Source organism: Methylomonas sp. EFPC3 (assembly GCF_029643245.1).
GTDB lineage: Bacteria > Pseudomonadota > Gammaproteobacteria > Methylococcales > Methylomonadaceae > Methylomonas > Methylomonas koyamae_B.
On record NZ_CP116398.1, the window covers coordinates 1,148,299 to 1,172,556 of the forward strand.

At 54.3% G+C, this 24,258-nt stretch carries 22 protein-coding genes and 1 tRNA gene; 16 read left to right on the top strand and 7 right to left on the bottom strand.

What is annotated here, in order from left to right:
* The first annotated feature begins 33 nt into the window (after positions 1-33).
* From PL263_RS05220 to PL263_RS05275, 12 genes are all read left to right on the top strand, one after another.
* Positions 34-1,998: a phage tail tape measure protein gene (locus PL263_RS05220; RefSeq protein ID WP_278212012.1), complete on the top strand. Its 1,965-nt coding sequence runs from the start codon at positions 34-36 to the stop codon at positions 1,996-1,998.
* Complete coding sequence (locus PL263_RS05225; RefSeq protein ID WP_278212013.1) at positions 1,998-3,176, top strand: DNA circularization N-terminal domain-containing protein; 1,179 nt, start codon at positions 1,998-2,000, stop codon at positions 3,174-3,176. Before PL263_RS05220 ends, PL263_RS05225 begins: the two co-directional genes overlap by 1 nt.
* Positions 3,169-4,212: a phage baseplate assembly protein gene (locus PL263_RS05230; protein ID WP_278212015.1), complete on the top strand. Its 1,044-nt coding sequence runs from the start codon at positions 3,169-3,171 to the stop codon at positions 4,210-4,212. The genes PL263_RS05225 and PL263_RS05230 overlap by 8 nt, the downstream gene beginning before the upstream one ends.
* Positions 4,193-4,663, top strand: coding sequence for a phage baseplate assembly protein (locus tag PL263_RS05235; RefSeq protein ID WP_278212016.1), 471 nt, complete (start codon positions 4,193-4,195; stop codon positions 4,661-4,663). Before PL263_RS05230 ends, PL263_RS05235 begins: the two co-directional genes overlap by 20 nt.
* Complete coding sequence (locus tag PL263_RS05240) at positions 4,664-5,059, top strand: phage GP46 family protein (protein WP_278212017.1); 396 nt, start codon at positions 4,664-4,666, stop codon at positions 5,057-5,059.
* Positions 5,056-6,102, top strand: coding sequence for a baseplate J/gp47 family protein (locus PL263_RS05245; RefSeq protein ID WP_278212018.1), 1,047 nt, complete (start codon positions 5,056-5,058; stop codon positions 6,100-6,102). The genes PL263_RS05240 and PL263_RS05245 overlap by 4 nt, the downstream gene beginning before the upstream one ends.
* On the top strand, positions 6,099-6,671 hold the full coding sequence (locus PL263_RS05250) for a hypothetical protein (protein WP_278212019.1): 573 nt from the start codon (positions 6,099-6,101) through the stop codon (positions 6,669-6,671). The genes PL263_RS05245 and PL263_RS05250 overlap by 4 nt, the downstream gene beginning before the upstream one ends.
* Positions 6,672-6,774: 103 nt before the next feature.
* Positions 6,775-7,977, top strand: a complete 1,203-nt coding sequence (locus tag PL263_RS05255; protein ID WP_278212021.1) for a hypothetical protein — start codon at positions 6,775-6,777, stop codon at positions 7,975-7,977.
* Positions 7,974-8,339 carry a hypothetical protein gene (locus PL263_RS05260; protein WP_278212022.1) on the top strand — a complete coding sequence of 122 codons (366 nt, stop codon included), beginning with the start codon at positions 7,974-7,976 and terminating at the stop codon, positions 8,337-8,339. The genes PL263_RS05255 and PL263_RS05260 overlap by 4 nt, the downstream gene beginning before the upstream one ends.
* A gap of 283 nt (positions 8,340-8,622) precedes the next feature.
* Positions 8,623-9,390 (top strand): DNA adenine methylase, encoded by a 768-nt coding sequence (locus PL263_RS05265; RefSeq protein WP_278212023.1) that lies wholly within the window; start codon positions 8,623-8,625, stop codon positions 9,388-9,390.
* Between the two features lie 4 nt (positions 9,391-9,394).
* The gene (locus tag PL263_RS05270) at positions 9,395-10,948 is read left to right on the top strand and encodes a bifunctional diguanylate cyclase/phosphodiesterase (protein ID WP_278212024.1); all 1,554 of its coding nucleotides are present in this window, start codon (positions 9,395-9,397) and stop codon (positions 10,946-10,948) included.
* A gap of 79 nt (positions 10,949-11,027) precedes the next feature.
* A complete protein-coding gene (locus PL263_RS05275) occupies positions 11,028-11,201 on the top strand; it encodes a TraR/DksA C4-type zinc finger protein (RefSeq protein WP_260839218.1) in 174 nt (57 codons plus the stop codon).
* A gap of 5 nt (positions 11,202-11,206) precedes the next feature.
* On the opposite strand, the gene PL263_RS05280 is transcribed toward PL263_RS05275, so the two are convergent.
* Positions 11,207-12,346: a GNAT family N-acetyltransferase gene (locus PL263_RS05280; protein ID WP_278212025.1), complete on the bottom strand. Its 1,140-nt coding sequence runs from the start codon at positions 12,344-12,346 to the stop codon at positions 11,207-11,209.
* A gap of 51 nt (positions 12,347-12,397) precedes the next feature.
* On the opposite strand from PL263_RS05280, the gene PL263_RS05285 reads away from it, so the two are divergent.
* On the top strand, positions 12,398-13,003 hold the full coding sequence (locus tag PL263_RS05285; protein WP_278212026.1) for a DUF938 domain-containing protein: 606 nt from the start codon (positions 12,398-12,400) through the stop codon (positions 13,001-13,003).
* A 45-nt stretch (positions 13,004-13,048) separates the two neighbouring features.
* Here the strand turns inward: PL263_RS05285 and PL263_RS05290 are convergent, their stop codons facing one another.
* On the bottom strand, positions 13,049-13,408 hold the full coding sequence (locus PL263_RS05290) for a response regulator (RefSeq protein WP_140911303.1): 360 nt from the start codon (positions 13,406-13,408) through the stop codon (positions 13,049-13,051).
* 23 nt (positions 13,409-13,431) lie between these two features.
* Positions 13,432-16,443 carry a response regulator gene (locus PL263_RS05295; protein WP_278212027.1) on the bottom strand — a complete coding sequence of 1,004 codons (3,012 nt, stop codon included), beginning with the start codon at positions 16,441-16,443 and terminating at the stop codon, positions 13,432-13,434.
* Positions 16,444-17,589: 1,146 nt separating this feature from the next.
* On the opposite strand from PL263_RS05295, the gene PL263_RS05300 reads away from it, so the two are divergent.
* Together PL263_RS05300 and PL263_RS05305 are read left to right on the top strand one after the other, a co-directional pair.
* Entirely contained in the window at positions 17,590-18,564 is a 975-nt protein-coding gene (locus tag PL263_RS05300; protein ID WP_278212028.1) for a retron St85 family effector protein, read from the top strand.
* 32 nt (positions 18,565-18,596) lie between these two features.
* Complete coding sequence (locus PL263_RS05305; RefSeq protein ID WP_278212029.1) at positions 18,597-19,511, top strand: retron St85 family RNA-directed DNA polymerase; 915 nt, start codon at positions 18,597-18,599, stop codon at positions 19,509-19,511.
* A 182-nt stretch (positions 19,512-19,693) separates the two neighbouring features.
* On the opposite strand, the gene PL263_RS05310 is transcribed toward PL263_RS05305, so the two are convergent.
* The 4 genes from PL263_RS05310 to sbcB all read right to left on the bottom strand — a co-directional run bounded on the left by PL263_RS05310 (position 19,694) and on the right by sbcB (position 23,530).
* The gene (locus PL263_RS05310) at positions 19,694-20,485 is read right to left on the bottom strand and encodes a glycerol kinase (protein WP_278212031.1); all 792 of its coding nucleotides are present in this window, start codon (positions 20,483-20,485) and stop codon (positions 19,694-19,696) included.
* 186 nt (positions 20,486-20,671) lie between these two features.
* Positions 20,672-20,758: transfer RNA gene (locus PL263_RS05315), tRNA-Leu, on the bottom strand.
* A gap of 95 nt (positions 20,759-20,853) precedes the next feature.
* On the bottom strand, positions 20,854-22,035 hold the full coding sequence (locus PL263_RS05320) for a pyridoxal phosphate-dependent aminotransferase (RefSeq protein ID WP_278212032.1): 1,182 nt from the start codon (positions 22,033-22,035) through the stop codon (positions 20,854-20,856).
* 55 nt (positions 22,036-22,090) lie between these two features.
* A complete protein-coding gene (gene sbcB, locus PL263_RS05325) occupies positions 22,091-23,530 on the bottom strand; it encodes an exodeoxyribonuclease I (RefSeq protein WP_278212033.1) in 1,440 nt (479 codons plus the stop codon).
* Positions 23,531-23,653: 123 nt separating this feature from the next.
* Here sbcB and PL263_RS05330 point away from each other — a divergent pair, with 123 nt between their 5' ends.
* On the top strand, positions 23,654-24,250 hold the full coding sequence (locus PL263_RS05330) for an SRPBCC family protein (protein ID WP_140914289.1): 597 nt from the start codon (positions 23,654-23,656) through the stop codon (positions 24,248-24,250).
* Positions 24,251-24,258: the final 8 nt, after the last annotated feature.

Below are 24,258 nucleotides of genomic sequence, written 5' to 3' on the forward strand. Positions count from 1 at the left end.
ACTCCAGTTACATCCCGTAACCGGAGTTTTTTTATGTCCAACGCTGCCGACGTCGAGTTGCGCGTCAAGTTTGTCGATCAGACCGGCAACGGCTTCGACAAATACGTCAAGCACGTCGAGCAAACCACCCGGCGCACGGAAGCCACCGTTACCCAATCCAATGCGCGCCAGCGCACCTCATTCGAGAGAACGTCGCTCGCCCGCGAGACGTTGGGCGTTCGCTCCGAGCAGCGCATCCAGCGCGAAATTCAACAGACCGAGGCCGCTTACAAGCGGCTAGCCGCGTCCGGTAAGCTCAGCCAGGACGAGCTGACCCGCGCCGCCGAAAAGACCCGGCAAAAGATCACCGGCCTGACCAATGAGATGGGTAAGCTGACCAAAGAGCAGCAACGCGCCGCCAAGGCCGCGAAGGACTTCGAAACCGCACAAGGGCGGATGCGTACCGGTGTAGCTGTCGGCGCCGGCGTAGCGGCGGCGGGCTATGCATTGAAAGCGCCGGTGATGAATGCGATGAGCATGGATGAGAGGCTTGCCAGTCTGGCCAACACGGCGTATCGAGAGCGAGACGTTACCGGTCGTTTGGCAGGCGCGAAGGATTTAGAGTCTGCGATCAATAAGTCGGTCGATCTTAGGCAAGGTGGAGGTGGCACGCGCGAACAGGCACTTGATGCGCTTGAGGCGTTGGCGTCTAAGGACGCGCTGAATAGTACAGATAAGGCAATGGCCTTTTTGCCGACGGTGATGCGTACCGCATACGGTTCTGGCTCTAACCCATTAGACATAGCCAATCTGGTCAGCGCTTTGGTTGGTCAGAACATTGTCGGCAACGGGCGCGACCTGAAACGCGCGTTGAATATGATCACTGCCTCCGGCCAGGCTGGAGGCTTTGAAATCAAAGATATGGCGCGGGCACTCCCGGGCCAGTTGGCGATCGGAAAAACTGCAGGCTTGGTGGGTCTGCCAGGATTGCAAAAAATCCTGACCATGAACCAAGCAGCGGTGCTGACCGCCGGCGATACCGCGACGGCCGGCAACAATGTCAGCAATTTGCTGAGTAAGCTCGCGTCGAACGATACCGCCAAGGATTTTGAAAAAGCGGGACCGAAAGGCGCCGATCTGACGAAGTTTTTGATGGATCAACGCATCAAAGGTATAGACGCGGTCGACGCCTGGATGAATCTTATCGATAAACTGTCGCTACGCGATCCGCAAATGAAAGCGGCGCTGACCAAGTTGGAAAAGTCCGGCAATAAGGCCGATCAGCAGGCGGCTATCGAGTCGATATCGCAGTTGGCAGAAGGTGGCGTGATCGGTAAATTCTTTCAGGATATGCAGGCGCGCGGCGCATTGTTTGGCATGCGCAATAAAAGCCTGACGAATCGCGTCGGCTCATTCATCAGTCAGAACAATACAGAATTCGGCGCCAACGACCTCAACTACCAAACCATGGCCGGCACCGGCGCCGCCGCGATCCGCAACGCCGAACAGGAAGCGGCGATCAAGCAAAAAGCCGCTATGGAGCAGTTAATTCCGACAATTACCAGAGCGGCGGAAATGTTTGTCGACCTGTCGCAAAAGTATCCGGACTTGAGTGCTGCGGTCGTAGGCGCCACGCCGCCGATTATCGCACTAGGCACAGCGGCTGGAGTTACTGCAATGACGATGGGTGGCGCAAAAGGCGTCGGCGTGATTGGTGCTGGCGCCAGTTATTTAGCACGTGGCGCTGGGGCGTTTAGCGCGGGATATTTGGCAGGTGATTATGTTGCCAACCCGATCCTCAATTGGTCGGCGCAAAAATTAACCGGTAACGATAACGCCACACTCGGCACCGCGTTATTCGATTATTTCAACAAAGGCCAGCCCAATAAGTCCGAAGTGCATCTGACTGTGGAGTCGACCACACCCGGCTTTATGGTCAAGCAAAAATCCAAATCCGACGGTGTCAGTGTGACGACTCGCGGCAGCACCGGCAACATCTTCAGCGGAGCCCCTGAATAATGGCCGAGCAATCCTATCTGGACCGCTGGGCGCCGGCAAAATGGCGCGATATCGAGTTTTTGACTGATCGCCACGAAGCCAAGGCCGGTCGGCGCCTGGTGGTGCATGAATTCCCAGGTGCCGAAGCGCCCTTGGTCGAAGACCTGGGCGGCAAGGCCTGGGACTACCAATTAAACGCTTATTTTCTGAGCAAGGATTACGACCTCGAGGTCGACGCGCTGATTGCGGAATTGAACAAGCCGGGCGCGGATTGGTTGGTGCATCCCTGGCTGGGCCGGTTATGGCTGCGGCCGCAAACCTGGTCGCGGCAAGAAAGCAACGATGCCAACGGTTATTGCACGCTGAACATCGGCTGGGCGCCGGGCGGCGAGCCACCACTGGTGCCGCGTCCGGATGCGGCCGATCTGGCCATGGCCTCATTGGCGGAATGGGCCAACAGCGCGGAGGACGATTTCGATTTGTTGGCGATGGGCGAAGACGCCCTGGCCGCGTTCAGTTCCGTCACGCAATCCGGCATGGAAATGGTGCGCCAGGCGATATCGCTGTCGGCGTTGCCGTTGTCGTTTGCGCAGAAGATCATGACCGGCGCGCTCGGCTTTCAACACGATATCGCTACGCTGGCGGCAGTACGGCGCAGCTATTCCAACGCCTTGCGCGGCCTGTTGGGCGGTATCGGCCTCGGCGCCGACGATGTCGGCCTGGCATCCGGTAGCCGGGTACGGTTGGTGTCTCGGTTGGCAGGCTTGGCCGTGGCCAGTGCCACCCCGACATTCATCACCCCGGCCGGCGTGTCGCTGATCGATGCGACGGCGCGAACCAATATCGTCGCGGCCGCCGAGTTGCAAAGCCGGCTACTGTTCTATGCCGCGATGCAAACGGCGCTGGCCGACTTTACTACCGAGTTCGACCGCGACATGGCGGTGCTGGCGATCGACACGGCCTACGATGCGTTGCTGCCGGCGCTGCCCGATACCTTGTTCCAAGCCGCGGTATCCGCCCGTGCCGCGGTCGTAAAAGCGCTGCTGGCACAGGATCTTAAGCCGCAGCAGATCCGCGATATCGTCTCGCCACTGCCGTCCACGGTGTTGGCGCATCGGATGCAGATCGATGAGGCCGTGTTTTTAGAGCGCAATGCGGTGCGGCATCCGCTGTTCGTCCAGGGCCGGGTGTATGGTTGAGTTGCGGTTTAACGGCCAGCGCTACGCCTATTGGCAAAAGGTGTACATCAAAAGCTCGGTGGACGATTTGGTTGCCGATATGAACTTTGCGGTAACCCGCGACGGCCTGGGCAAACTGTCGGCGCTTGATGAAAACACGGTGGTGCAGGTGTTGATCGACGATCATTTGGTGTCGACGATTCGCCCCGATATCGTCAACGAAACGGTGCGCGCGCAAAGCCACAGTATCGAGATCGACGGCCGGTCGCTGGGCCGCGAGTTTGTCGACTGTAAATATTCGAAAAGCCTGTCCGGATTGAAGCTCGACGAGATTGTAAAGCAGCTTTGCAGCACGTTTAACGTGCCGGTACAGATCGATGCCGAAACCGCCGTGGTCGCCGATTTTGCGATGCAATGCGAGACGCCGGCCAATGCGCTGATCAACGCCGCCCGCGCGGCCAACCTGTTGTTGTATCCCACCCCGGACGGCGGCCTGAAACTGACCAAGCCGACCGCGGCAGCGCCGGTGGCCACGCTGGTCTACGGCGACCATATCGAAAGCTATAGCGTGGTCGATGAATACCGGCTGCGCTACTCAGATTATCTCGTTAAAGGCTACGACTACGCCGCCAATCAGGCCTTGAAAGGTGCGGTAAAGGATGGCGGTCTGACCTATTTCCGGCCGCTGCATATCATGGCGGACAAGCTGGGCAAAAGCCTGGGCGGCTGTGACCGGCGCGCCGAGCTCGAACGCAACCGGCGCTTGGCCCGCGCCCATCGCATCGATCTGGACGTGTACGGCTGGACCCACTCCGGCGGAGTATGGGAGATCAATACCCAGGTGCGGGTGGTAATCCCCGCTCGCAACATCGACGGCGTGTATTTGATCGGCGACCGGATTTTTACGTTGGACGATCAGAGCGGCAGCATGACGCGATTGACGGTGATGCAGCGCGATGCCTTTATCGGCGAAGACAAACCCGCCGCTCACGGTAAACGCAGCGCGGCCAAGAAGCCGGCCAAACAGAAGACGATTTATGCAGCAGATTTGGAATAGATTGCAGTTGCTGTTCTCGCAGGGCGTGGCGACTTTAGTCGGAGCCGATAAGGTGCAGGCGCGGGTGCTGGATAACGAGATACTGGATAACCTGGCGCGGGTCGAGCCGTATGGCTTCAGTTATCGGCCAAAGCCGGGCGCGCAGGTCTATCTGGCGTTCCCGGCCGGCGACCGCAGCTATGGCGTGGCGTTGGTGGTGGGCGACAGACGGTATCAAGTGGAATTACAAGCGGGCGAAGTGGCGCTGCATGACGATATCGGCCACGTCATAAAACTGGGGCGCGATGGAATTTCGATCGATGGCGGCGGCCATGACTTGAACATTGTCAATACACCACGCGTGTTGATTCCGGACGGCGATATCGTCGTCAATGACATTTCGTTTTTAGATCATGCCCACGGCAACGTGCAAAACGGTGGCGGCAATACCAGTCCGCCGGTGGGAGGCTAAATGTTGAAACTGGTCCAAGTCGATCACGGCGTATTCGATCTGCAATTCGACGATCCGGCATTGAACGATGCCGATGCCGCGATCCGCACTGTCGTTTACGCGGCGTTATTTACCGATGCCGAAGCGCCGGCGCGCCGCGTGCCGGATCGATACGAGCGCCGCGGCTGGTGGGCCGATCCGGAAGCCGGCAGCGGATTGTGGCATGTGCGCTGGCAAGGGCTAAGCGACGCGGCCCGGCGCGAAGCCGTGTTTATGGTGCGGCAGGCTTTGTTGGACCATGGCGTCTCCGATGTTGCCGTGGTTGAGCAGGCTGTCCCCGGAAATGTTTCCAGCCTCTTTATGCGCATCTCCGGTGCTCATAATGGCCGCAACTTCGATCTGAGCATTGAGCTGTGACCAACTACGTCCGCCCGTCGTATTCCGAATTAAAGGCCCGCATCCAAAACGACCTGGCAGCGCTGCCGGCTGTGTTGGCCGGACCGTTGGCGGCCGCCTGGGCGCGAGCCTGCCACGGCGTGCACGGCAATCTGGACTGGATCGATCGCCAATGCTCACCGCTGACCTGCGAGCTGGAACGGTTGTACGACTGGGCGGCGCTGTACGGTGTCGATCGATTGGCTGCGACGGCAGCAACCGGTCACGTGCTGGCCACCGGTACCGCCGGCACTGATCTACTGGCCGACACCCTGCTGCGCGGCCAAAACGGCCTTGATTACAAGGTGCTGGCTGCCGTGGAATTGGGCGCCGGCGCCACGCCAGTGGCGGTGCGCTGCCAGACGGCCGGCTCCGCCGGCAATTTGATCGCCGGCCAGAGTTTGACTCTGGTCGATCCGGTACCCGGCATTGCCGGTTCATTGGCCGTCGACAGCAATGGCCTGACCGGCGGCGAAGCGGAAGAGTCGCTGGAGAATTGGCGGATACGGGTCGCCGATGAATGGCGGGTGATGGTTACGCGTGGCGGTCGGTCAGGAAAACCCGAGGATTATCGGTTCTGGGCCAAAACTGCGCACCCATCGGTGACCGGCGCACTGGTGCAGTCGCATGCGTTGGGTATCGGTACGGTCATCGTCCGTCCCATTTGTAACGGCCTGCTGGACCGATTACCGAGCCCGGCTGTTCTGGATGCGGTAGCAGCGTATCTAGCCGCCATCGCCCCGGCGACCGCCGATTGGCGGGTGGCCGCTCCGATCGTCAAGCGCGTGTCCGTGACGATCGATCTTTTGCCCGGTTATGACAGCCAGGCCAATCGCGTTGCGATTGTCGCGGCGCTGCAAGACCTGGTGTTGTCCGAGTCGTCTGAAACGGCATTGTTGGCCATGGCGGAAATAGACGCGGCGATTGCGTCCGTGACCCAGCAATATACCCGTTTGGCGCCGCTGGCCGATTTACACGTCGCTGCCGGCGAATTGTTCGTATTGAATCCGGTGACCTGGGCATGATGCAAATTCGTCCCCACACCGCTGACGAATATGCGGCGGCCATTGGCTATCTGTTACTGCCTGGCGCCGGATGGCGATGGCCCGTTAATGGGTTCGGCCATGGGTTGTTGTTGGCTACCGGACAGGAACTGGCCCGCGTCGAAGCCGAGACCCAAAAGGTGTTGGATCGCGCGGTAGAGATTCATCGGCCGCGGGCCGCGAATTGGCATATCAGCACGTACCGGGCGGTAGCAAATAATGCCGTGGCCGACGTTGTCGAGACTATTCCGCGCAAACCAATTCGGGTTGGCGGTCGGGTGGGCGAACGGCTGTGGCGGGCGGATGCGGTGTTTCCGGTGCCATTGGTGCAAGTCGACCATCTATTTGGTCCGCTCCGCGTCGGCAGCCGCGTCGGCGATAGGGTGTGGGGTACGCGATCGAGGTATGTGCTGCGGGTGCGGTATTACCGATCCGTTGTTAACCCAAAAGTATTGTGGCGGGCGCTGAACGAGTTCAAACAGTCGCACGTTTTTCTCTGGTTCGAAGACATTACCGGCATCGGTGGTGAGGTGAGTTATGCACAAGATTGACGGCGCCGGCAATATTGGCGGGATGTTTGTTTGGGAAGATTCCGATCTGAACCGGCCGCCGACCGAGTTGACGGCAGAATGGCTCAATGCGGTTCAGCAAGAATTGATCAACGTGATTTTGTGGGCCGAGCTGGACTTAAACAAGTCGGATAACTCGCAATTGCTGCAAGCGCTGCAAGCCAGGTTTGCATCTATCGATCCGGGTGGCGATTACGCAGCCAAGGCCGCCGTCCAAGCCGACGATTATAAGATCGCGGACGCTACCGGGACTGCTAATGCAATCGTGGGTGCGTTTTTTCCGGCGATCACGTCGCTGACCTCGGCTCATGGCACGGCCGTATTTGTACGGGCCACGGCAGCGAATACGATCGCTGCGCCGACCTTCACTCCGAACACTGGCACGGTCGCAGCCAAGGCCATCGTCAAAGGCAACAATCTGCCGTTGGCGCCCGGCGATATCGCCGGCGCCGGGTATTGGATGGAGTTGCGTTACGACTCGGCCTTCGATAAATGGGTGCTGGCCAACCCGGCCCGCGGCTTGTCGAGTGCGTCGGCGGCTGTATCAGGCAGTGCGAAGAATTTGCGTGCATCGGCCACCGGCGCCAGTGCGAGCATTTCGATTTCGGCCGATGAGATCGTAGTGAAAAACGCGCTGGGAGAATCAGTGACGCTGGAGAACGTCGCGGTGGTGCTGAATACTGCGTCGGTGGGCGTTAACGGACTGGATAGCGGTATTTTGGCGGCTAACACCTGGTACGACCGCTACATCATTTATGACGGCACGACACAGGCGGCGCTAATGTGCGTGTCCGGTAATAGTCCGGTGCTGCCGGCTGGGTATTCATTTAAAGCGTATGTTGGCGCGTTCCGGACGGACAACACCGTTAATAAATTTCCTGTGGGGTTTACTCAGGCCGGCGGAATGTTTCAGCCTCGGGTAGCTGCCGGCGGAAATCTGCCGGCGTTGCCCGTGATGGCAAATGGGGTGGTTGGTTCCGGTATTGCGTCGGCTACACCGACATGGGGCGCTGTAGCCGTCCGAGGAGTTGTAGCCCCCCCCAACGCCACTGCGGTGCATTTTGTCGTTGCCTGTTTCACAAATAGCTCTGGCGCTCAATTCATTGTGGCTCCGAATAACCAATATGGTGGCCTGGGTCTGACGAATAGTCCGGCACCTATCGCTAGTAACGGTTATGGGTTTGCGAATTTTCAAGGCCGCGTGCTGTTGGAGTCGAATAACATTTATTACGTATCCGGCAGCGCATCGTTGACGATGTATTGCTTTGGATGGGAGGAGGCGTTATGAGTTTTGCGGTGCGCGTGGATGGGCTTGGATTTCGCACGGTGGGCGGTGTCGACGAATTGTTGCCGGGTGAGGTGTTTAGCCAAACCCAGCCGCAGTTGATCGGCATGGGCGACGATCTTGCTCAGCGGCGGGCGTTGATGGCGGTCGATGCCTGGCGTATTTTGCGAGCGCTAACCGTGTTGGGGTGGCGTGATGACGTGGAATCCCTTATTTCCGGAAGCAGCCAGGACGTGAAAGATATGTACACTCGGGCGCCTGTTTTTCGGCGCTTGTCGCCCTTCGTCGAGTTGGTGGCGGCCGCTATGAATAAAACGGATGCCGAAGTAGACGAGTTGTTCGAGCTGGCAGCGACGATCGAGTAAAACCGGTGCGACCTGACGCGATGTTCGAGCATCGTGCCAGGCCACCTTTCGCAGGGATGAGCTGCTTCAGGCCTAGTCACCGTGCCGTGTACACAGCGTGACAAGCCTAGTTGAAAGTGGCTATTTATGGAAATTGTGCGTTGCGGCCATTGCGGCCGAAAATTGGCCGAAGCCGAATTTGTTCGGTTGGCTATTAAGTGTCCCCGTTGCGGGACGTTGAATACCTTGAAGGCCGTCGAGCCTCTTACCCGCGCGCCACGAGCGCCCGACTGCGAGTGTTACGATGGCAAAACCAATTGTCCCGTGGGTGGGCGGCAAACGCCGCCTGGCTAAACATATCCTGCCGTTGTTTCCCGAGCATGGCTGCTACGTCGAGCCGTTCGCTGGGGGCGCAGCTTTGTTCTTTATGAAGCAGCAGGCCGAAACCGAGGTGTTGAACGATATCAACGGCGATTTGGTGAACCTTTACAGGGTCGTCAAACACCATTTGGAGGAGTTTGTACGCCAGTTTAAATGGGCGCTGATCAGCCGGCAGATATACGCCTGGTTGCGCGATACGCCGATCGAGACGTTGACCGATATCCAGCGCGCCGCCCGGTTTTACTACCTGCAAAAGCTGGCGTTCGGCGGCAAGGTGTCTGACCAGACCTTTGGCACCGCTACCACCGGTAAGCCTCGTTTGAATTTGCTGCGCATCGAAGAGGAATTGTCGGCGGCGCACTTACGCTTGTCGCGAGTATTTATCGAGCACTTGGCGTGGGACGAATGCATTAGGCGTTACGATCGACCGCACACGCTGTGCTATCTCGATCCGCCGTATTGGGGAACGGAGGGCTACGGCGTACCGTTTGGGCTAGAGCAATACGATTTGATGGCGGCGTTGGCTAGGTCCATCGAAGGCAGAATGGTGATATCGGTGAACGATATCCCGGAAATGCGCCAGGCGTTTGCTGGTTTGGAAATTGACCAGGTCGACATTAATTACACCGTCGGCGGCGGCGCAAAGCGCAAGGCGGCAAGGGAATTGATTATCCGAAATTGGTCCGATTAATTCGTTGTCCGGTTTTCAAGGCAAATCGGCGTTTATTCCCCGTCCGAAATTCAACGCCGCTTTGTCCGGAATTCAAACGCGCTTTACTATCATCCGCGCCCAAACCGAAAACTACGGCTTGTGGGTGTTGGAGGCGCTACCGTTTCTGTTCGGGTTTTGGGGCCAATATTCGAGTTCGGTGATTGCTTATCAGGCTGGCGCCATGATATTCGACCAGACTCAGGAGTTGCGCAACCGGGCCGAAACCTTGGAGAAACAAGTCAGTTACTCGTCCACCCACGATGCGGTGACCGACTTGCCCAACCGGGTTTTGTTTTACGACCGGGTAGAGCAAGCGCTACATGCGGCCAACAACCAGGGCAAAATGTTATCGGTACTGTTGGTCGAGGTCGCCAACTTCAAGGAAGTTTACGACACGCTCGGCCGTAACAGCAGCGACATGATCTTGCGCCAAATCGCCACCCGCCTGCAAAGCGTGGTGATGGGGAGCGACAGCGTGGCTCGGATCGACAGCAATATTTTCAGTTTGCTGCTGCCCGCCACCGAAAGCGAAGACGCATCGCTGAATCTGGCCAAGAACATTCAGGCGGCCTTGGATCCCGCGTTCAAAGTCGAACGTTTGAATCTGGCCATCCACACCAACATCGGCATCGTCAATTTTCCGGAACACGGCGACGACGTCGACACATTGGTGCAAAAAGCCGGCGTGGCCTTGTTCATGGCCGCCAAATCGCACGAGGGTTATACGATTTACGCGCCGTCGTACGACGACCACAGCCCGCGCCGATTGACACTGATGAGCGAGCTGCGTCAGGCCATCGAAAAAGAACAACTGATGATTTATTACCAGCCAAAAGTGTCGATTCAGACCGGAAAAATCTACGGCGTCGAAGGCTTGGTAAGGTGGGCCCATCCCAAACATGGCTTTATCGCGCCGGACGAGTTTATCCCGATGGCGGAAAGAACTCGCGTCATCAAGCACCTGACCTTGTGGATGTTGAAACGTGCGTTCAGGGATTGCGCGGAATGGCGGCGGCAAGGTCTGGAGCTGGTGGTGTCGGTCAACCTGTCGACCAAGGATTTGCACGATCCGGATTTGCCGGACGTGATGGCCGGCGTCGCCGCGGCGGCTAACATCAAGCCGGCCTGGATGATGCTGGAGATCACCGAAAGTTCGATCATGAACGATCCGGAGCGGGCCATGGAAACCATTTTGCGCCTGCATGAGATGGGGTATAAATTGTCGATCGACGACTTTGGTACCGGGTATTCCTCGCTCGCGTATTTGAAAAAGATGCCGCTCAGCGAATTAAAGATCGACAAATCCTTTGTCTACGATTTATTAAAAAGCGACAACGACGCCGTAATCGTCAAAGCCACAATCAATCTGGCGCATAACCTGGGTTTGCAGGTCGTTGCCGAGGGTGTCGAAACCGGCGAGGTACTGGACCGACTGGCCAGTTACCGTTGCGATATCGCCCAGGGCTACTGGTTTAGCAAGCCCAAGCCGTTCCACGAATTCAATACTTGGTTGCAGCAAAGCAGCCACAATCACTAAATTTGCCATTTACTCGCGAAGGAATAGAAAGACGATGTCTACAGCTTGGGCCGGCGGGGCCGATGCGATAGCGGAACGCATGGAAAAAATGACGGAACTGTTCGTCGCCGAAACCCGAAAAGCGATATACACCGGGGAATCCGCTACCCACTGCGAAGAATGCGGCGAGCCGATTCCGGAAGCGCGGCGCGCGGCAATTCCCTGCAAATACTGTTTGCCCTGCCAAACCAGCCTGGAAAAAGCCGGTAAATAACCCGCTCAGGCGTCGCTTTGCCGGAAAGGCAGATATTGTGCGACATCCAATTTGTACTCTGCGATCAGTTGCCGTTCCCGAGTGACGAAACGTGCCACCGCGGCGGCGAAACCGGGATCGCGCAGCCAATGGGCGGAATAGGTCGTGACCGGCTCGAAACCGCGGGCGATTTTATGCTCGCCTTGCGCACCGGAATCGAAACGCTGTAAACCGTGCTCGATGCAATATTCCAATCCCTGGTAATAACAGGCCTCGAAATGCAAGGCGCTGTATTCTTCGTAACATCCCCAATAGCGGCCATACAGCGTGTCGGCGCCAACAAAGCTCAGGGCTGCGGCAACCGGCTGCCGCTGTTTGAATGCGACGACCATCAATAAGCGCTCCGGGATTTCGGCGGCGAGCAGCCTGAAAAACTCCGGATTCAGGTAAGGTTGGGATTGGCGTTTTAGATACGTTAGCGCATAAAAGTCATAGAACGCTCGCCAATACTCGTCGCCGATATCGCGGCCGCTCAAGCGCAACATGCTAATGCCTTGCTCCTCCACCCGCCGCCGTTCGCGTTTGACCATCTTGCGCTTACTGGAGCTCAGCGTCGCCAGGAAATCGGCAAAGTCCCGGTAACCGCGGTTGAACCATTGAAATTGAACGCCTTCGCGGATGTTAAACCCGCGCGCCGCCATAATCTCGGCCATTTCCCGTTCCGGGAACAGGCAGTGCAGCGACGAAATACCCTGGGCAGCGGTGTTGTCAGCCAGAAAACCGCATAGGGTATCGACTACCTGGTCCGGACTCACGCCCTGCCGCAACGCAAGCCGCGGTCCGGGGCAGGGCGTGAACGGAATCGCATTCAGCCACTTCGGATAGTACGCCATACCTTGTTCGGCATAAGCCTGAGCCCAGCGCTGATCGAACACGTATTCGCCCCAAGAGTGGCTTTTCCGATACAAGGGCAGGGCGGCGACCAATTCGCCGTTATCGGTGCAGCGCAAATGCGCGGGTTGCCAGCCGTTCTCGGCGGAGACGGCTCCGCTACGCTCCAACGCGCTAAGGAAGGCATAGTCGAAAAAGGGATAACGGTCATCGGCCAAACTGCGCCATTCCTTATCTCCAAAGTCGGCGAAACCGCTAATTTGCGTGACGTCCATGGCTAAAACCATTACAGTTGAAAGCCACAAGATACCACCGATAATTGGCTTATGACGACGCAAAAACCGTTTTCCCAATCCTGCGAAAATAACAAACAGCCTATCTTGCGGGTGATCGAAACCGTATTCACCGATCCGACCACGGTCTGGGAAATCGGCAGCGGCACCGGCCAGCACGCTTGCTACTTTGCCGAACAATTGCCGCATTTGGCCTGGCAACCCACCGACCGCGCCGAAAACCTGGCCGGTATCGAGCAGTGGCGAATCGCAGCCGGCTTGCCCAACCTGCATCCGCCGCTGTGCCTGGACGTTGAGCACTCCCCCTGGCCATGTACGCGAATCCAGGCCTTGTTTAGCGCCAATACCCTGCACATCATGAGCCAAACCCAGGTCGAAGCCTGTTTTGCCGGCTTAGGCGAATACCTGAACGCCGCGGCTCCCGTTTGCTTCTACGGCCCGTTTAACTACGCCGGCAGTTACACCAGCGACAGCAATGCCCGTTTCGACGAGTGGTTAAAGCAGCGCGATCCGCTGAGCGGTATCAAACATTTCGAGAATATTGTCGAACTGGCAGCCCAAGCCGGGCTGGAATTGCGCTCGGATTATGAAATGCCGGCCAATAACCGGTTGTTGGTGTTTCGCAAAAGTGATGGCTAAACCGATTGGGTGTCGAGTTCGCCGAATCGCGGCCGGATAGCCCCGCTAAACGGCGTGGATCTCTAACTTGTCCAGGACTTGTTTCACCGCTTGCAGCGAAACCGGCTTGATCAATATGGCATCGACACCGAATTCGCTGACCCAATCCAGATACATGACGTTACTGGATACTGCAATCAATTTCGGGCATTGGCTCTTTTCTTTCAGTTCCAGTATGGTTTCGATCCCGTCTTTACCTTCCATCACGATATCGATGAAGCAGGCCGCTGGAGATTCTTCGCGGATTTGTTGATACAGGTGCAGCGCAGAATCGTTTTCGATGGCGGTAAAACCAAGTTGGGAAAGATGATGTTTCATCACGTGCCGAAACATCGCGTCGTCATCGACGACAAGGAGTTTTTTCATGGTGTTCTCTAACGGTTACTGCTTCATTCTTCAAGCCAGTCGCGGATTGCAGCTATCAAACGCCGATTGGCTGCCAGCAGTTCATGTTGACTGCCAAGGATGTGATCGCTACGTTTAGCCAACGCATTTTCCAACAGTTCGGCGCTTTCCGCCAGCTCAATTGCCGCCAGACTTGCCGCTTGCCCTCTCAACTTATGCGCAAATTTTGCTGCCTCGTCAAACCGGTTGTGCGCGAGATGGTCCGTCAATTTCGCCATCAAACTCGAATTCTCGCTAACGAATAGCGTTGCCAGTTCAGCGAATAGCGATAAGCTTCCACCCAAAAGCAACGCGGCTTGCTTGGTATCGATCCCGGCGATTGTTGGCCAAAGCGGATCGGCTGCGTTTTCGGGTTCAGCGTCGGGAGGCGGATTAACAAGCGTGGCCTGGGCCGCAGTCGGCAATAACCATTGGTTCAGCTTGGCGATCAATCCCTCGGGATCGACGGGCTTGGTCAGAAAGTCATTGAAGCCGGATTCGAGGCAGGCCTTATGTTCTGCGACGGAAATGCTGGCGCTCAAGGCAATGACCGGCAGCGACCGATGGCAGTCCTTGTTTCTGATCGCTTGGGTCGTGCTTATGCCGTCCAGCTCCGGCATTTGGATGTCCATTAAAATGGCATCGTAGAGAAACGCATCGATTTGCGCGAGCGCTTCCAGGCCATTGTTGACCGCATCCACTTCCATTCCAGCCAACTGCAAAAATTCCGCAACCACCCGCTGATTGATCCTGTTGTCTTCCACAACCAAAATGCGCTTACCCGCCAGCGCTTGAGCCGCTTGCCCGATTTGGCCGAAAACCGAAGGCGAAGCCGCGTCAGTCGCGGTGGTCTTATCCGCCGTCTGCAATACCGATGCCGCTTCTCGACACTGGTGGCAGCATTCGTCCACTAGGGCACGGGGCACTTGCCGTTGTTTCGCCGCCCGTTCCAGGATCGATGCCGCGCCGAATAAGGCTTTTGCGCCAAAATTTCCGGCCGAACCTTTGATCTCGTGGGCAAGGGCCATTATTGCGGCGCTATCGTCGGCCGCGAAATAGGCGTTCAGCCGCGCTTCCACCGTTGTCAGGCTGCGCGCAAAACCTTGCAGCAATTCGAACATATCTTCCTCGTTGCCTCCCAGCATTAAATTTAGGTTGGACAGATCGAACCCAGGCAACTTCAGGCGCGGCCTTTGGGGGGCGGTTAGCATGCCGATAGCGTCCGCATCGGTCCTGGACAATTCCGGCTTGGTCCAATTCAACAGGGTGTTTAACAAATGCACTGGCTCGATCGGTTTGGATACGAAATCGGTCATCCCCGAGGCCAGGCAATGTTCCTTTTCCTCGTAGGTTACGCCGGCCGTCAGAGCGATAATCGGCAGCCGAGCGTGTGCGGGTTGTTGCCGAATTAATTGGGTTGCCTCGATTCCGCCCATCTCCGGCATGTTCACATCCATCAATATTGCGGCAAAGCCGGGGTTTAACGCCAAGCATTCGAGCGCCTCCCGACCGTTGGTCGCAAACGTGGTCTTGATGCCGGCCAGTTGTAAAAACTCGCGCACAACCTGTCGATTTAACGGATTATCTTCCGCGATCAGTACTTCCATGCCGGTCAACACCGCGGCATAGGTTTGCATACGGTCAGTTAGACCGCCGGCGCTGCTGTGAATGGGTTGCTCCTGGCAAAGCTGCGTTTCTTGTTCGGTCGCCAATCCCAGCGACAAAGTGAAGGTAAAAGTACTGCCCCGGTTTACGGCACTCGCGACATGAAAATCGCTGCCCATCATCAGTAGCAATTTACGGCTGATGGCCAAACCGAGGCCGGTCCCGCCGAATCGACGGGATATGGAACTGTCGGCCTGGCTGAAGGGTTGAAATAACTTTTCCTGGTCGGCCGGGGCAATCCCAATCCCTTGGTCTGCAATGGCGAATGCCAAATTTACCCGTTGCTCCTCGCGGGAAACCAGCTCGATCGTCAAACGCACTCGACCTTGCGTCGTGAATTTGAGTGCATTGGAGATCAAATTGGTTAAGATCTGTTGAATCCGCAATTTGTCGCCCACAACCATCGCGGGCACATCGTTTCCGATCCGCAATTGCAGCTCCAAACCTTTTTGTTCTGCCGGAAATCGAAATAGCCCCTCAATATCCGCGACCAGGCGGGCAATGCCGAACGGATGGGCTTCTATGGTCATGCCGCCGGCTTCGATTTTCGAAAAATCGAGAATGTCATTGATGATGCTGAGTAAATGATCGGAAGAACCTTTGATTTTTTCCAGATAATCCCGAATCTGCGGCGATACATCCCGATTCATGGCAAGTTGCGACAAACCGACGATCGCGTTCATTGGGGTCCGTATTTCGTGACTCATATTGGCCAGGAATTCGCTTTTCGAACGAGCGGCAGATTCCGCTTTGCTATTGGCTTGTCTGAGATCCTGTTCCAACCGTTTCAGTTCGGTGATATCGGCGGCGCAGACGACCGTGCCGTCTTCCTTACCTTGCCGGTCGTAGATCATGGTTGCGTCCAACATGAACTGGCGATATTGGCCCAGGCTATTGCGCAAACTATGGTGCGCGGTGTAATTGCCCTCTAACCGAATCCGCTCCAACAGACAGGAATAAATCTGCCACGGGCGTGGCGGCGTTTGCTCTTTCAGCAGTCGAATGTCGTCTGCGGATAACCAATCGTCCAAATAAAAGGGGGTTGCGGCATCTAACGCCGCCAAACCCAAAAATTGCAAACCTTGTTGATTGGCCTGCACGATACGGCCATAGGGGTCAAGCCGATAGACCAGGCTGGAAACGGCATCGATCACACGTTGACTGCGATTAGCCAGATCCTGTTGCAGCCGATTGGCGGCGCTTAATTCGTTACGCTGACGCTCCACTTCCCGCAGCATCGCGTCGGCGTGTTCGGCTTCCTCCAGCAATTGTTTTTGTAATGCGGCATTTGCCAGTTTTAGCGATTCGATCTGCAGTTGCAGCGCCTCAAAATCCTGATTGTTCTGGTTCATCGCTATGTTTACCGAATACCCATGAGAAAACAGGCCGTCTAGCCTTTGCGATAATAGATGCGTACGCCGGACGGAACTTGGATTTCTGCGCCAGCGACCCCGTTCTGAAATGAGTGCAGGCTCGGTTTAAAACCGAACCTCGGTTAGGTGTTAACAGCCGCCAGGGCTAAAGGATTGGCTAAACCTAGCCGCCAAATCGATCCATCCATTTCAGAAAAAGCTGTTGCAGTGGTGGCGGGGAAGCGGGTGAAACCGGAGCATCGATCGGTCTGCAGCAATCGCGGCAAGATCCGCCGCCTTCACAGTCGGTTTCGACACCATTCTGAAGCAGCAAAAATTTTTGACACTGTGCAGCCCGCGTTAGCCGGTGTCACTGCCGATGTAGCCGGTTTGCGAGTATGTCAGCAGTTTTTTTGGCGAAAGTAGGACAAGCCAAAACCCGCAGCGCTTCTTGCGGGTTTTGGAATCGGTTAACCCGGCCCTTAAATACCGTTCGCCCCAAGCAAAGTAAGCCCTCTTCGGGCGCATGGCGTTAACAAGAAACAGGGCAACGCTTGCTGCAACGTCTGCATTTTGCCAAAGCCCGGCATAAACGGGATCGCGAGTACCCGTTCTGAAAAGAGGGCGTGCCGATATTGATATTTCGTCCGGGCTGAGCCTGTCTCAGCCTGATGCGGTGCCAAGCCGGTTAAACGCGGTTACGTGAACTTACCGCAGCATTGGCGTTATTCCGGTGCCGCCAACTATCAAGGCTTGGCAGGGTTGGTGGAGATAGATGTTTGGTGATGGACGTTGGAGCGTCCGGGGCGGCGCTCCCACGTGGAGCGTGGGAACGATGGAAATTCAGATTAGAAGTAAACATAAGACACAGGGTGTGTAGGGTACATGTAATTTGAGTTTTAATTGATTGTGGCATAAACTTGTGCCGCTCTTTAGCGTTTTGACTATGTTCCCTATTAATAGTCTTGTCTGGCGTTTCGCCAGACACTAACTTATTGTTGACATTTAGGTTGCGTTAGAAAATTTTCTACCGCTCCTCCGTGTCCTCCGGATCGCTAGAAAATTTTCTAACGCCCCCTTAAATGTAAAGAGTATCAAAACGGGCTGTTAAAGCCCGTTTTTATTATGATTGACGGATCGTATTTTGTGAGCAAAGAATTTGAAGATAAATTAATTTTAGAATTCGAAAAGCTAGATCCGAAAAAATTATCAATTCTTTTATCGAGGCAACACATATTCTTATGTGGCGGCCTTGTTGATGCCAAGATAGCAATTCCACCAAGTTTCAGAGATAGATTTGTTAGTTACATATCAAAAAAGAATAACATCTTATCTCAGTCCATAATTCTTGCAGAAAGATTCAAAGACTACTTCAAAGAAAATAATTACTCAGACTTATTGGTATTCGAGGATGAGATTGCAAATCTATCAACCTTAGTTATTATTTTTCTTGAAAGTCCAGGCTCTCTTGTAGAGCTTGGTATGTTCTGTAGCAAACCTTATTTTTACAAAAAATTGATTATTGTTGCGCCTCAAAAAGAGGTGCAAGAAGAAGATTCATTTATTTTTCTAGGGCCACTCGAAAACATAAGGCGAAAGGATAATTCGTCTGTTGTCGTCTATCCATGGCCAGATTCTAAAGTTCTGAATTTTGATGACAATATTTTATCAGACTTGCTAAGCCATGTTGAAGGAAAGTTATTTTCGATTTCAAAGGAAAAGTCCGTAAGATTTGAAAATGAAAATAGTGGCCACAGATCGCTCTTGATACTTGAAGTGGTTAGATTATGCTTTCCAATTCTAATTAGTGAGATTGAGCTTGCGCTAGAAGCATTAAACATATCTATGCCTGAAAGCGAAATTTCAAGGCACTTGTACTTATTATCAAGATTTAATTTAATTGAAAAGCAGTTTTATAGCAAAAATAAATATTATTTTCCGAAAAATATAGATGAGCAGGTAGCAAGGTTTTCCGCTAAATCAGGTAATAATGTGGTTGATGCTAATAAAATAAGAATGAGCATAGCTCAGTCATATGTTTTATCAAGAGACTCGAGTGACATAAAGAGGGCAACCGCTCGAAAATTGATCTTGGAATCTTTGAACGGTGTTTCACAATGAATGTACTCCAATATTTGTGCAACACACTCTGCATGAGTAAGCCAGAGATTATCAAGTTTTGTCTGACATCACCGCATCGTTATAAAACATATAAAATTCCAAAAAGGAATTCGGATCAGAAAAGAACCATATCGCACCCATCAAAGGAATTAAAGTTTATTCAGAGAGTATTGAATGATTACTTACGTGAAAAACTACCAATTCATGATTGCGCCTATGCATATAAACATGGGCTTAACATAAAAGACAATGCCGAGGTTCATGCTAGCACTAAATATTTTCTTAAAATGGACTTTGAGGATTTTTTTCCCAGCATAACGCCGGATTTTTTCTTTACAATGCTTGATAAGGCAGGGCTGGAAATAAATGAAATTGATTCAATTTTGTTAAAGAACTTTATTTTTTGCAAAGCCTCCAGGAAAAGTGGCTTATTTTTAAGTATAGGGGCTCCAAGCTCGCCACTTATATCTAACTTTGTATTATTTGGGTTTGACAAAAATATCAAGAGATTTTGTGCAGAGAAAAATATAAATTATACCAGGTATGCGGATGACCTAACTTTTTCTTCTAACATTAAAAATTCTTTATTTGAGATTCCAGAAATTGTTAAATATTATTTAGATATAGAAACTAACGGTAAAATCAAAATAAATAAAAGAAAAACAGTTTTTTCCTCAAAAGCTCATAACAGACATGTGACCGGCGTTACTTTAACAAACGATGAAAAGCTATCTGTAGGCAGGGATCGAAAAAGACTGATTTCAGCAATGATACATCATTTCAAATGTGAAAAACTCGATCCAACTGAAATTGAAAAGTTAAAGGGGCTAATGTCTTTTGTAAATTATATTGAAGGAGATTTTTATAGGCGCATGATAATAAAGTATGGCTCCGAGACTATTGATAAGTTAAACAATTATAAGCAAGTAAAACGTGATGCTAAATAGGAAATCACGAAAGACAATAAAATGCAAATAGTCGCCCTTGATTCCGCTTACCCTTTATTAAGGCTGCGAGACCAACATCAGTCCACTTTTTCCAATCAATCAATACGCTTGCACCCCAAACCGCAACAACATCCTCGGCAAAATATCATCCAGATTCAGCACATCCTTATCGGTCAACTCAATCAGATTGAAATTATACTTCTGATAAATTGCGAGTTTTTCCTGTTTTCGGGCCTGGTATTTGGCGTCGTTTTCATAGCCCCAGAATTCGATATAGACCTTACCGGTGGGGATGTAAAAGCGCAGTACATTTCCTCTTCGATCGGCAGTTTGCGTTCGTAGGCGTGGACGATTTCGGCCATGTACAGCCAGTTGTCGATCAACATTTCCGCCTTGGAGCGGACGAAGTGGCCGTCGGTGGTGCGGTGGGTGGCTTCGAATTTGTGGCGGAAGCTGTCCATTTTGTCGGCGTCGGTTTTGGGTTTGTCGACGCCCTTGATGTTATCGACGTTGTCTTTCAGCGCGCGGTTGCGAACTATTTTTTCCGGCCAGCGCACGTAAGGAATGCCGGAGCGGCTGTCTTCGCCTTGTTCGGCTCCCATCGCCAAGCCTTGCTCGGTGACCAGCCAGCCTTTCAAGCCTTTTTTGATCCAGCCCAGTTCCGACAGGATGTAATTCATTTTATTGGCCGGGAGCTCGAATTGCTGCCCCAGCACGGTGGCGGTCAGCAATTTTGGCGCATCCGGTTTGCTCGGTATGTTGGGTAACTGAAAGTCTTCCGGCCAGGCCACGTATTGGCCGTATTTCCCGGTCAGATAAACGCCGCCGGCGGCAACCCCGGCGTTGGTCAGTTGCCACTTGTCGTCTTGTTTTTCGATCAAACCCAAAGTGCTCAGTTGCCCGAACATTTGTTCCTGCGTTACCCCTCGCAGCTTGGCGAATTGGGTGGTGGAAAGGTATTTCTCGTCACTCATCGCTGTAGTTCTCTAGTTAGATGAAGCGAAGTGTAGACCATCGATAATCGCTACCGCAAAGTGATTGGCAACGGTTGGTGGACCCTGGCAAGAAAAGAACTTGGGGTAACTTGTTGGGCTATACCGAGGAAATCGCGGCGCAACAAAAAACCCGCTAAGCCTTTACAGCTTGCGGGTTCTTGGATTTGGTGCCTCAGACCGGAATCGAACCGGTACGACCTTTCGGTCGCGAGATTTTAAGTCTCGTGCGTCTACCTATTTCGCCACCGAGGCTTTCCGAACATGTGTTGGAAGGCCGCGAATTCTAAAGCAATGCCGGGAATTGTCAATCGAAACTTGGCACGCCCGGCGACCGATGCGGTATCGGCTTAAATTGCTTGTTTGATCCGGGCCAGTGCGTTTTCCAGATTGGCCATGCTGGTGGCGATGGAAATCCGGATGTGGCCGGGGCAGCCAAACGCAGAGCCTGGCACGAGGGCGACGCCGGCTTTTTCGATCAAAAATTCGGCAAACTCCAGGTCGTCGTTGATGCCGTCCAGACGTGCCAACAGCTTTTCGACGTTGGGGAATACGTAAAAGGTGCCGTCGGTCGGCAAGCATTCAATGCCGTCGATGCTGTTTAATTCGGCGACGACATAATCGTGGCGTTTCTTGAATTCGACCATCATGGTATCGATGCAGCCTTGGTCGCCGTTCAAGGCTTCTTCGGCGGCGACTTGCGAAATCGAGGTCGGGTTGGAGGTGCTTTGCGACTGGATGATGCACATCGCGTCGATCAAATCGGCTGGGCCAGCGGCATAGCCGATGCGCCAGCCGGTCATGGAATAGGCTTTGGAGACGCCGTTTAAAACGATGGTGCGGTCGTAAAAGTCCGGGTGGGCGTTGAGTATGTTGACGAATTGGCCTTTGTTCCACAGGATCAACTCATACATGTCGTCGGTGGCGATCAAAATCTCGGGATAGTCGCGCAATACGTCGCCCAAGGCTTTTAATTCATCCAAGCTGTATGCCGCGCCGGTCGGGTTGGAAGGGCTGTTGATCACCAGCAAGCGGGTTTTCGGGGTGATCGCCGCGCGCAATTGTGCCGGCGTGATTTTGAAACCCTGGCTTTGGCCGGTTTCAATAATCACTGGTACGCCGTCCGCCAGTAACACCATATCCGGATACGAGACCCAATACGGCGCCGGAATGATGACTTCGTCGCCGGGATTGAGCAGGGCTTGCGCGAGGTTGAAGAAGCTCTGTTTGCCGCCGCAAGATACCAAGATTTGTTTGGCTTGGTATTCCAGGCCGTTGTCGCGTTTGAATTTGGCAATAATGGCTTTTTTCAGGCCGGCGGTACCGTCCACGGCGGTATATTTGGTAAATCCGGAGTTAATGGCCTGGATTGCGGCGTTTTTGATGTGGTCCGGCGTATCGAAATCGGGTTCGCCGGCGCCCAGGCCGATAATGTCCTTACCGGCAGCGCGCATCGCGGCGGCTCTGGCGGTGATGGCCAGGGTAGGGGAGGGTTTAACCGCTTTAACTCGGTCGGACAGTTTGATGCTCATGATTCCTCGGTCGAAATTTACTCAAATGGTCGGCATTATACGGTATAAGCCGGCATCAAACATGGTGTTTTGCGGCCAACTGGTCGGCATAATTTTCCAGAGCGTCCAGTAGCGTGTGATTCTGGCCACTATCGGCGCGCAAGGCGTTGATTTTTTCCCGGAACTGCGCCAAGCCCATGTAACCGGCGCTTTCCCGTTCCAGCCGGTCGCGGCAAAACGCCGACCATTGCCGGCGCTCTTCCTGGGTCAATTTGTCCGGGTAATTTCTGGCGCGGTAGCGAAACAGCATTTCCGGCAGACGCAAGTCTTCGAATTCGGATTCGAAATCGGCCAAGCTCGCGGGGGCGGCTTGTCGCAGCCGTTGGCACAGAGACTTGTCGCGCTGGCTGAAAAAGCCGCCGCTATAGATCATCAAATCCGGATCGCTGGGTTTCGTGTCGTCGTTGCGGCGGCCGAACACCTCGGTTAACTTGGCGTCCAGAGCCGGTGCTGCCTGAATTTGTTTTAGGTGCCGATCATGCACGGCCAAATCCAGTTGCAAGCGCTCCCGGTCGGCCGGTTTCAGCACGGAGATCGGCGCCAACACCGGACATTTGTTGATGTGGACAGTTTTCAACGGAATCCGCACCGTTCCCTCCGGCAAGTCCGTGTTAGCCACAAACAGGCGCTGTTTGATCTCTTCCGCGGATAGCGCCAATAACGGTTCCGGATCGGCGGCAAGGTCGTAAACGATGACTTCGTTGCTATTGGTCGGATGCTGCGCCAGCGGCAATACCACGGCCAGGCAGTGGTTGCGCGACGGCAAGCGGCCGGAAATATGTACCAACGGCGTAAAACTGCCGAGCCGCAGCAGAGTCGACACTTGGCTTTTATGGCGGTGGTTGATCAGGTAATCGAACAGTTTGGGCTGCTTTTGTTTGACCAGCTTTGCAATCGCGATCGTCGCGTACACGTCCGACAAGGCATCGTGCGCGGCGTCGTGCAACAAGCCGTTGGCTTGGGTCAGGTCTTCCAAACGAAAACTGGGCAGGCCGTCTTCCTTGTCCGGCCACTCGATGCCTTCCGGGCGCAAGGCTCTGGCGGCGCGGACCACGTCGATCAAATCCCAGCGCGAGTTACCGTTTTGCCACTCTCTGGAGTAGGGATCGAAGAAGTTGCGGTAAAGCAGATTGCGGGTGACTTCGTCGTCGAAGCGGATACTGTTGTAGCCGACGCCGCAGGTGCCGGGCTGAGACAGGGCGTCGTGAATCGTTTCGGCGAATGCCGCCTCGCAGACACCCTGCGCCGCCGCCAGTTGTGGCGTGATGCCGGTGATCAGGCAGGCTTCCGGATGCGGCAAATAATCGTCGGCCGGCCGACAGTAAAGCATGATCGGATCGCCGACGAGGTTGAAGTCGGTATCGGTGCGGACTCCGGCAAATTGGCACGGCCGGTCGCGTTGCGGATCGGCGCCGAAAGTTTCGTAGTCGTGCCAGAAAAATGTGGTTGAACTCATGAGTGGAACCGGGAGGAGGGCGGCCGGGAAAATTTCCGCAAACGCGCTTTTGCGGATACTGGCGGCGGAAAATTATTCTATAATCGCCCGCTCCATTTTATGTGACCTTCATAGGAAAGTGTTATGAAAAAAACCTCGCTACTCGTTTCATCCGTTTTGCTGATGTTCGCCGGCTTAGCCAATGCGCACGGCCCCGTCAGAGCGAAAATGACCGCTACCGTGACCGTCGACGCACCCGCGGCAAAAGTATGGGATTTGATCAAAAACTACGACGACATGTCCTGGCATCCGAGCATCAAAAGCGTGAAAGGTAGCGGCAGCAACGACAAAGGCGCGGTGCGCACGCTGACTTTGGCTAACGGCGGTACCATCACCGAGGAATTGAAAGCCTACGATGCCGCCAAAATGAGCTACAAATACAAAATCACCGAAATGAGCAACACCGGCACCATCAAACATGCCGGCCAGGACGAGCCGTTGCCGGTATTGCCGGTTGGTAACTATGCGGCCGAATTGCAAGTCACTGACAAAGGCGGCAAGACCGAAGTCGAGTGGGTTGCCACTTACTACCGCGCTTACGTCAACAACAACCCGCCGGCGGAATTGAACGAAGAAGCCGCAGACAAAGCGGTCAGCAACGTGTTGAAAACCGGCCTGGAAGCCTTGTCCAAAAAAGCTGGCTCCGCGGCTGCACACGTCGAAATCGATATCAAGCGTTAATCGGCTTT

What these genes read in the sequence shown, in the direction of transcription:
- PL263_RS05310 (WP_278212031.1), bottom strand. Translation starts at nt 20,485, where the DNA reads ATGAGTGACGAGAAATACCTTTCCACCACCCAATTCGCCAAGCTGCGA.
- PL263_RS05240 (WP_278212017.1), top strand. Translation starts at nt 4,664, where the DNA reads ATGTTGAAACTGGTCCAAGTCGATCACGGCGTATTCGATCTGCAATTC.
- PL263_RS05265 (WP_278212023.1), top strand. Translation starts at nt 8,623, where the DNA reads ATGGCAAAACCAATTGTCCCGTGGGTGGGCGGCAAACGCCGCCTGGCT.
- PL263_RS05320 (WP_278212032.1), bottom strand. Translation starts at nt 22,035, where the DNA reads ATGAGCATCAAACTGTCCGACCGAGTTAAAGCGGTTAAACCCTCCCCT.
- PL263_RS05295 (WP_278212027.1), bottom strand. Translation starts at nt 16,443, where the DNA reads ATGAACCAGAACAATCAGGATTTTGAGGCGCTGCAACTGCAGATCGAA.
- PL263_RS05235 (WP_278212016.1), top strand. Translation starts at nt 4,193, where the DNA reads ATGCAGCAGATTTGGAATAGATTGCAGTTGCTGTTCTCGCAGGGCGTG.
- PL263_RS05275 (WP_260839218.1), top strand. Translation starts at nt 11,028, where the DNA reads ATGGAAAAAATGACGGAACTGTTCGTCGCCGAAACCCGAAAAGCGATA.
- PL263_RS05220 (WP_278212012.1), top strand. Translation starts at nt 34, where the DNA reads ATGTCCAACGCTGCCGACGTCGAGTTGCGCGTCAAGTTTGTCGATCAG.
- PL263_RS05260 (WP_278212022.1), top strand. Translation starts at nt 7,974, where the DNA reads ATGAGTTTTGCGGTGCGCGTGGATGGGCTTGGATTTCGCACGGTGGGC.
- PL263_RS05330 (WP_140914289.1), top strand. Translation starts at nt 23,654, where the DNA reads ATGAAAAAAACCTCGCTACTCGTTTCATCCGTTTTGCTGATGTTCGCC.
- PL263_RS05280 (WP_278212025.1), bottom strand. Translation starts at nt 12,346, where the DNA reads ATGGACGTCACGCAAATTAGCGGTTTCGCCGACTTTGGAGATAAGGAA.
- PL263_RS05305 (WP_278212029.1), top strand. Translation starts at nt 18,597, where the DNA reads ATGAGTAAGCCAGAGATTATCAAGTTTTGTCTGACATCACCGCATCGT.
- PL263_RS05225 (WP_278212013.1), top strand. Translation starts at nt 1,998, where the DNA reads ATGGCCGAGCAATCCTATCTGGACCGCTGGGCGCCGGCAAAATGGCGC.
- PL263_RS05290 (WP_140911303.1), bottom strand. Translation starts at nt 13,408, where the DNA reads ATGAAAAAACTCCTTGTCGTCGATGACGACGCGATGTTTCGGCACGTG.
- PL263_RS05230 (WP_278212015.1), top strand. Translation starts at nt 3,169, where the DNA reads ATGGTTGAGTTGCGGTTTAACGGCCAGCGCTACGCCTATTGGCAAAAG.
- sbcB (WP_278212033.1), bottom strand. Translation starts at nt 23,530, where the DNA reads ATGAGTTCAACCACATTTTTCTGGCACGACTACGAAACTTTCGGCGCC.
- PL263_RS05250 (WP_278212019.1), top strand. Translation starts at nt 6,099, where the DNA reads ATGATGCAAATTCGTCCCCACACCGCTGACGAATATGCGGCGGCCATT.
- PL263_RS05285 (WP_278212026.1), top strand. Translation starts at nt 12,398, where the DNA reads ATGACGACGCAAAAACCGTTTTCCCAATCCTGCGAAAATAACAAACAG.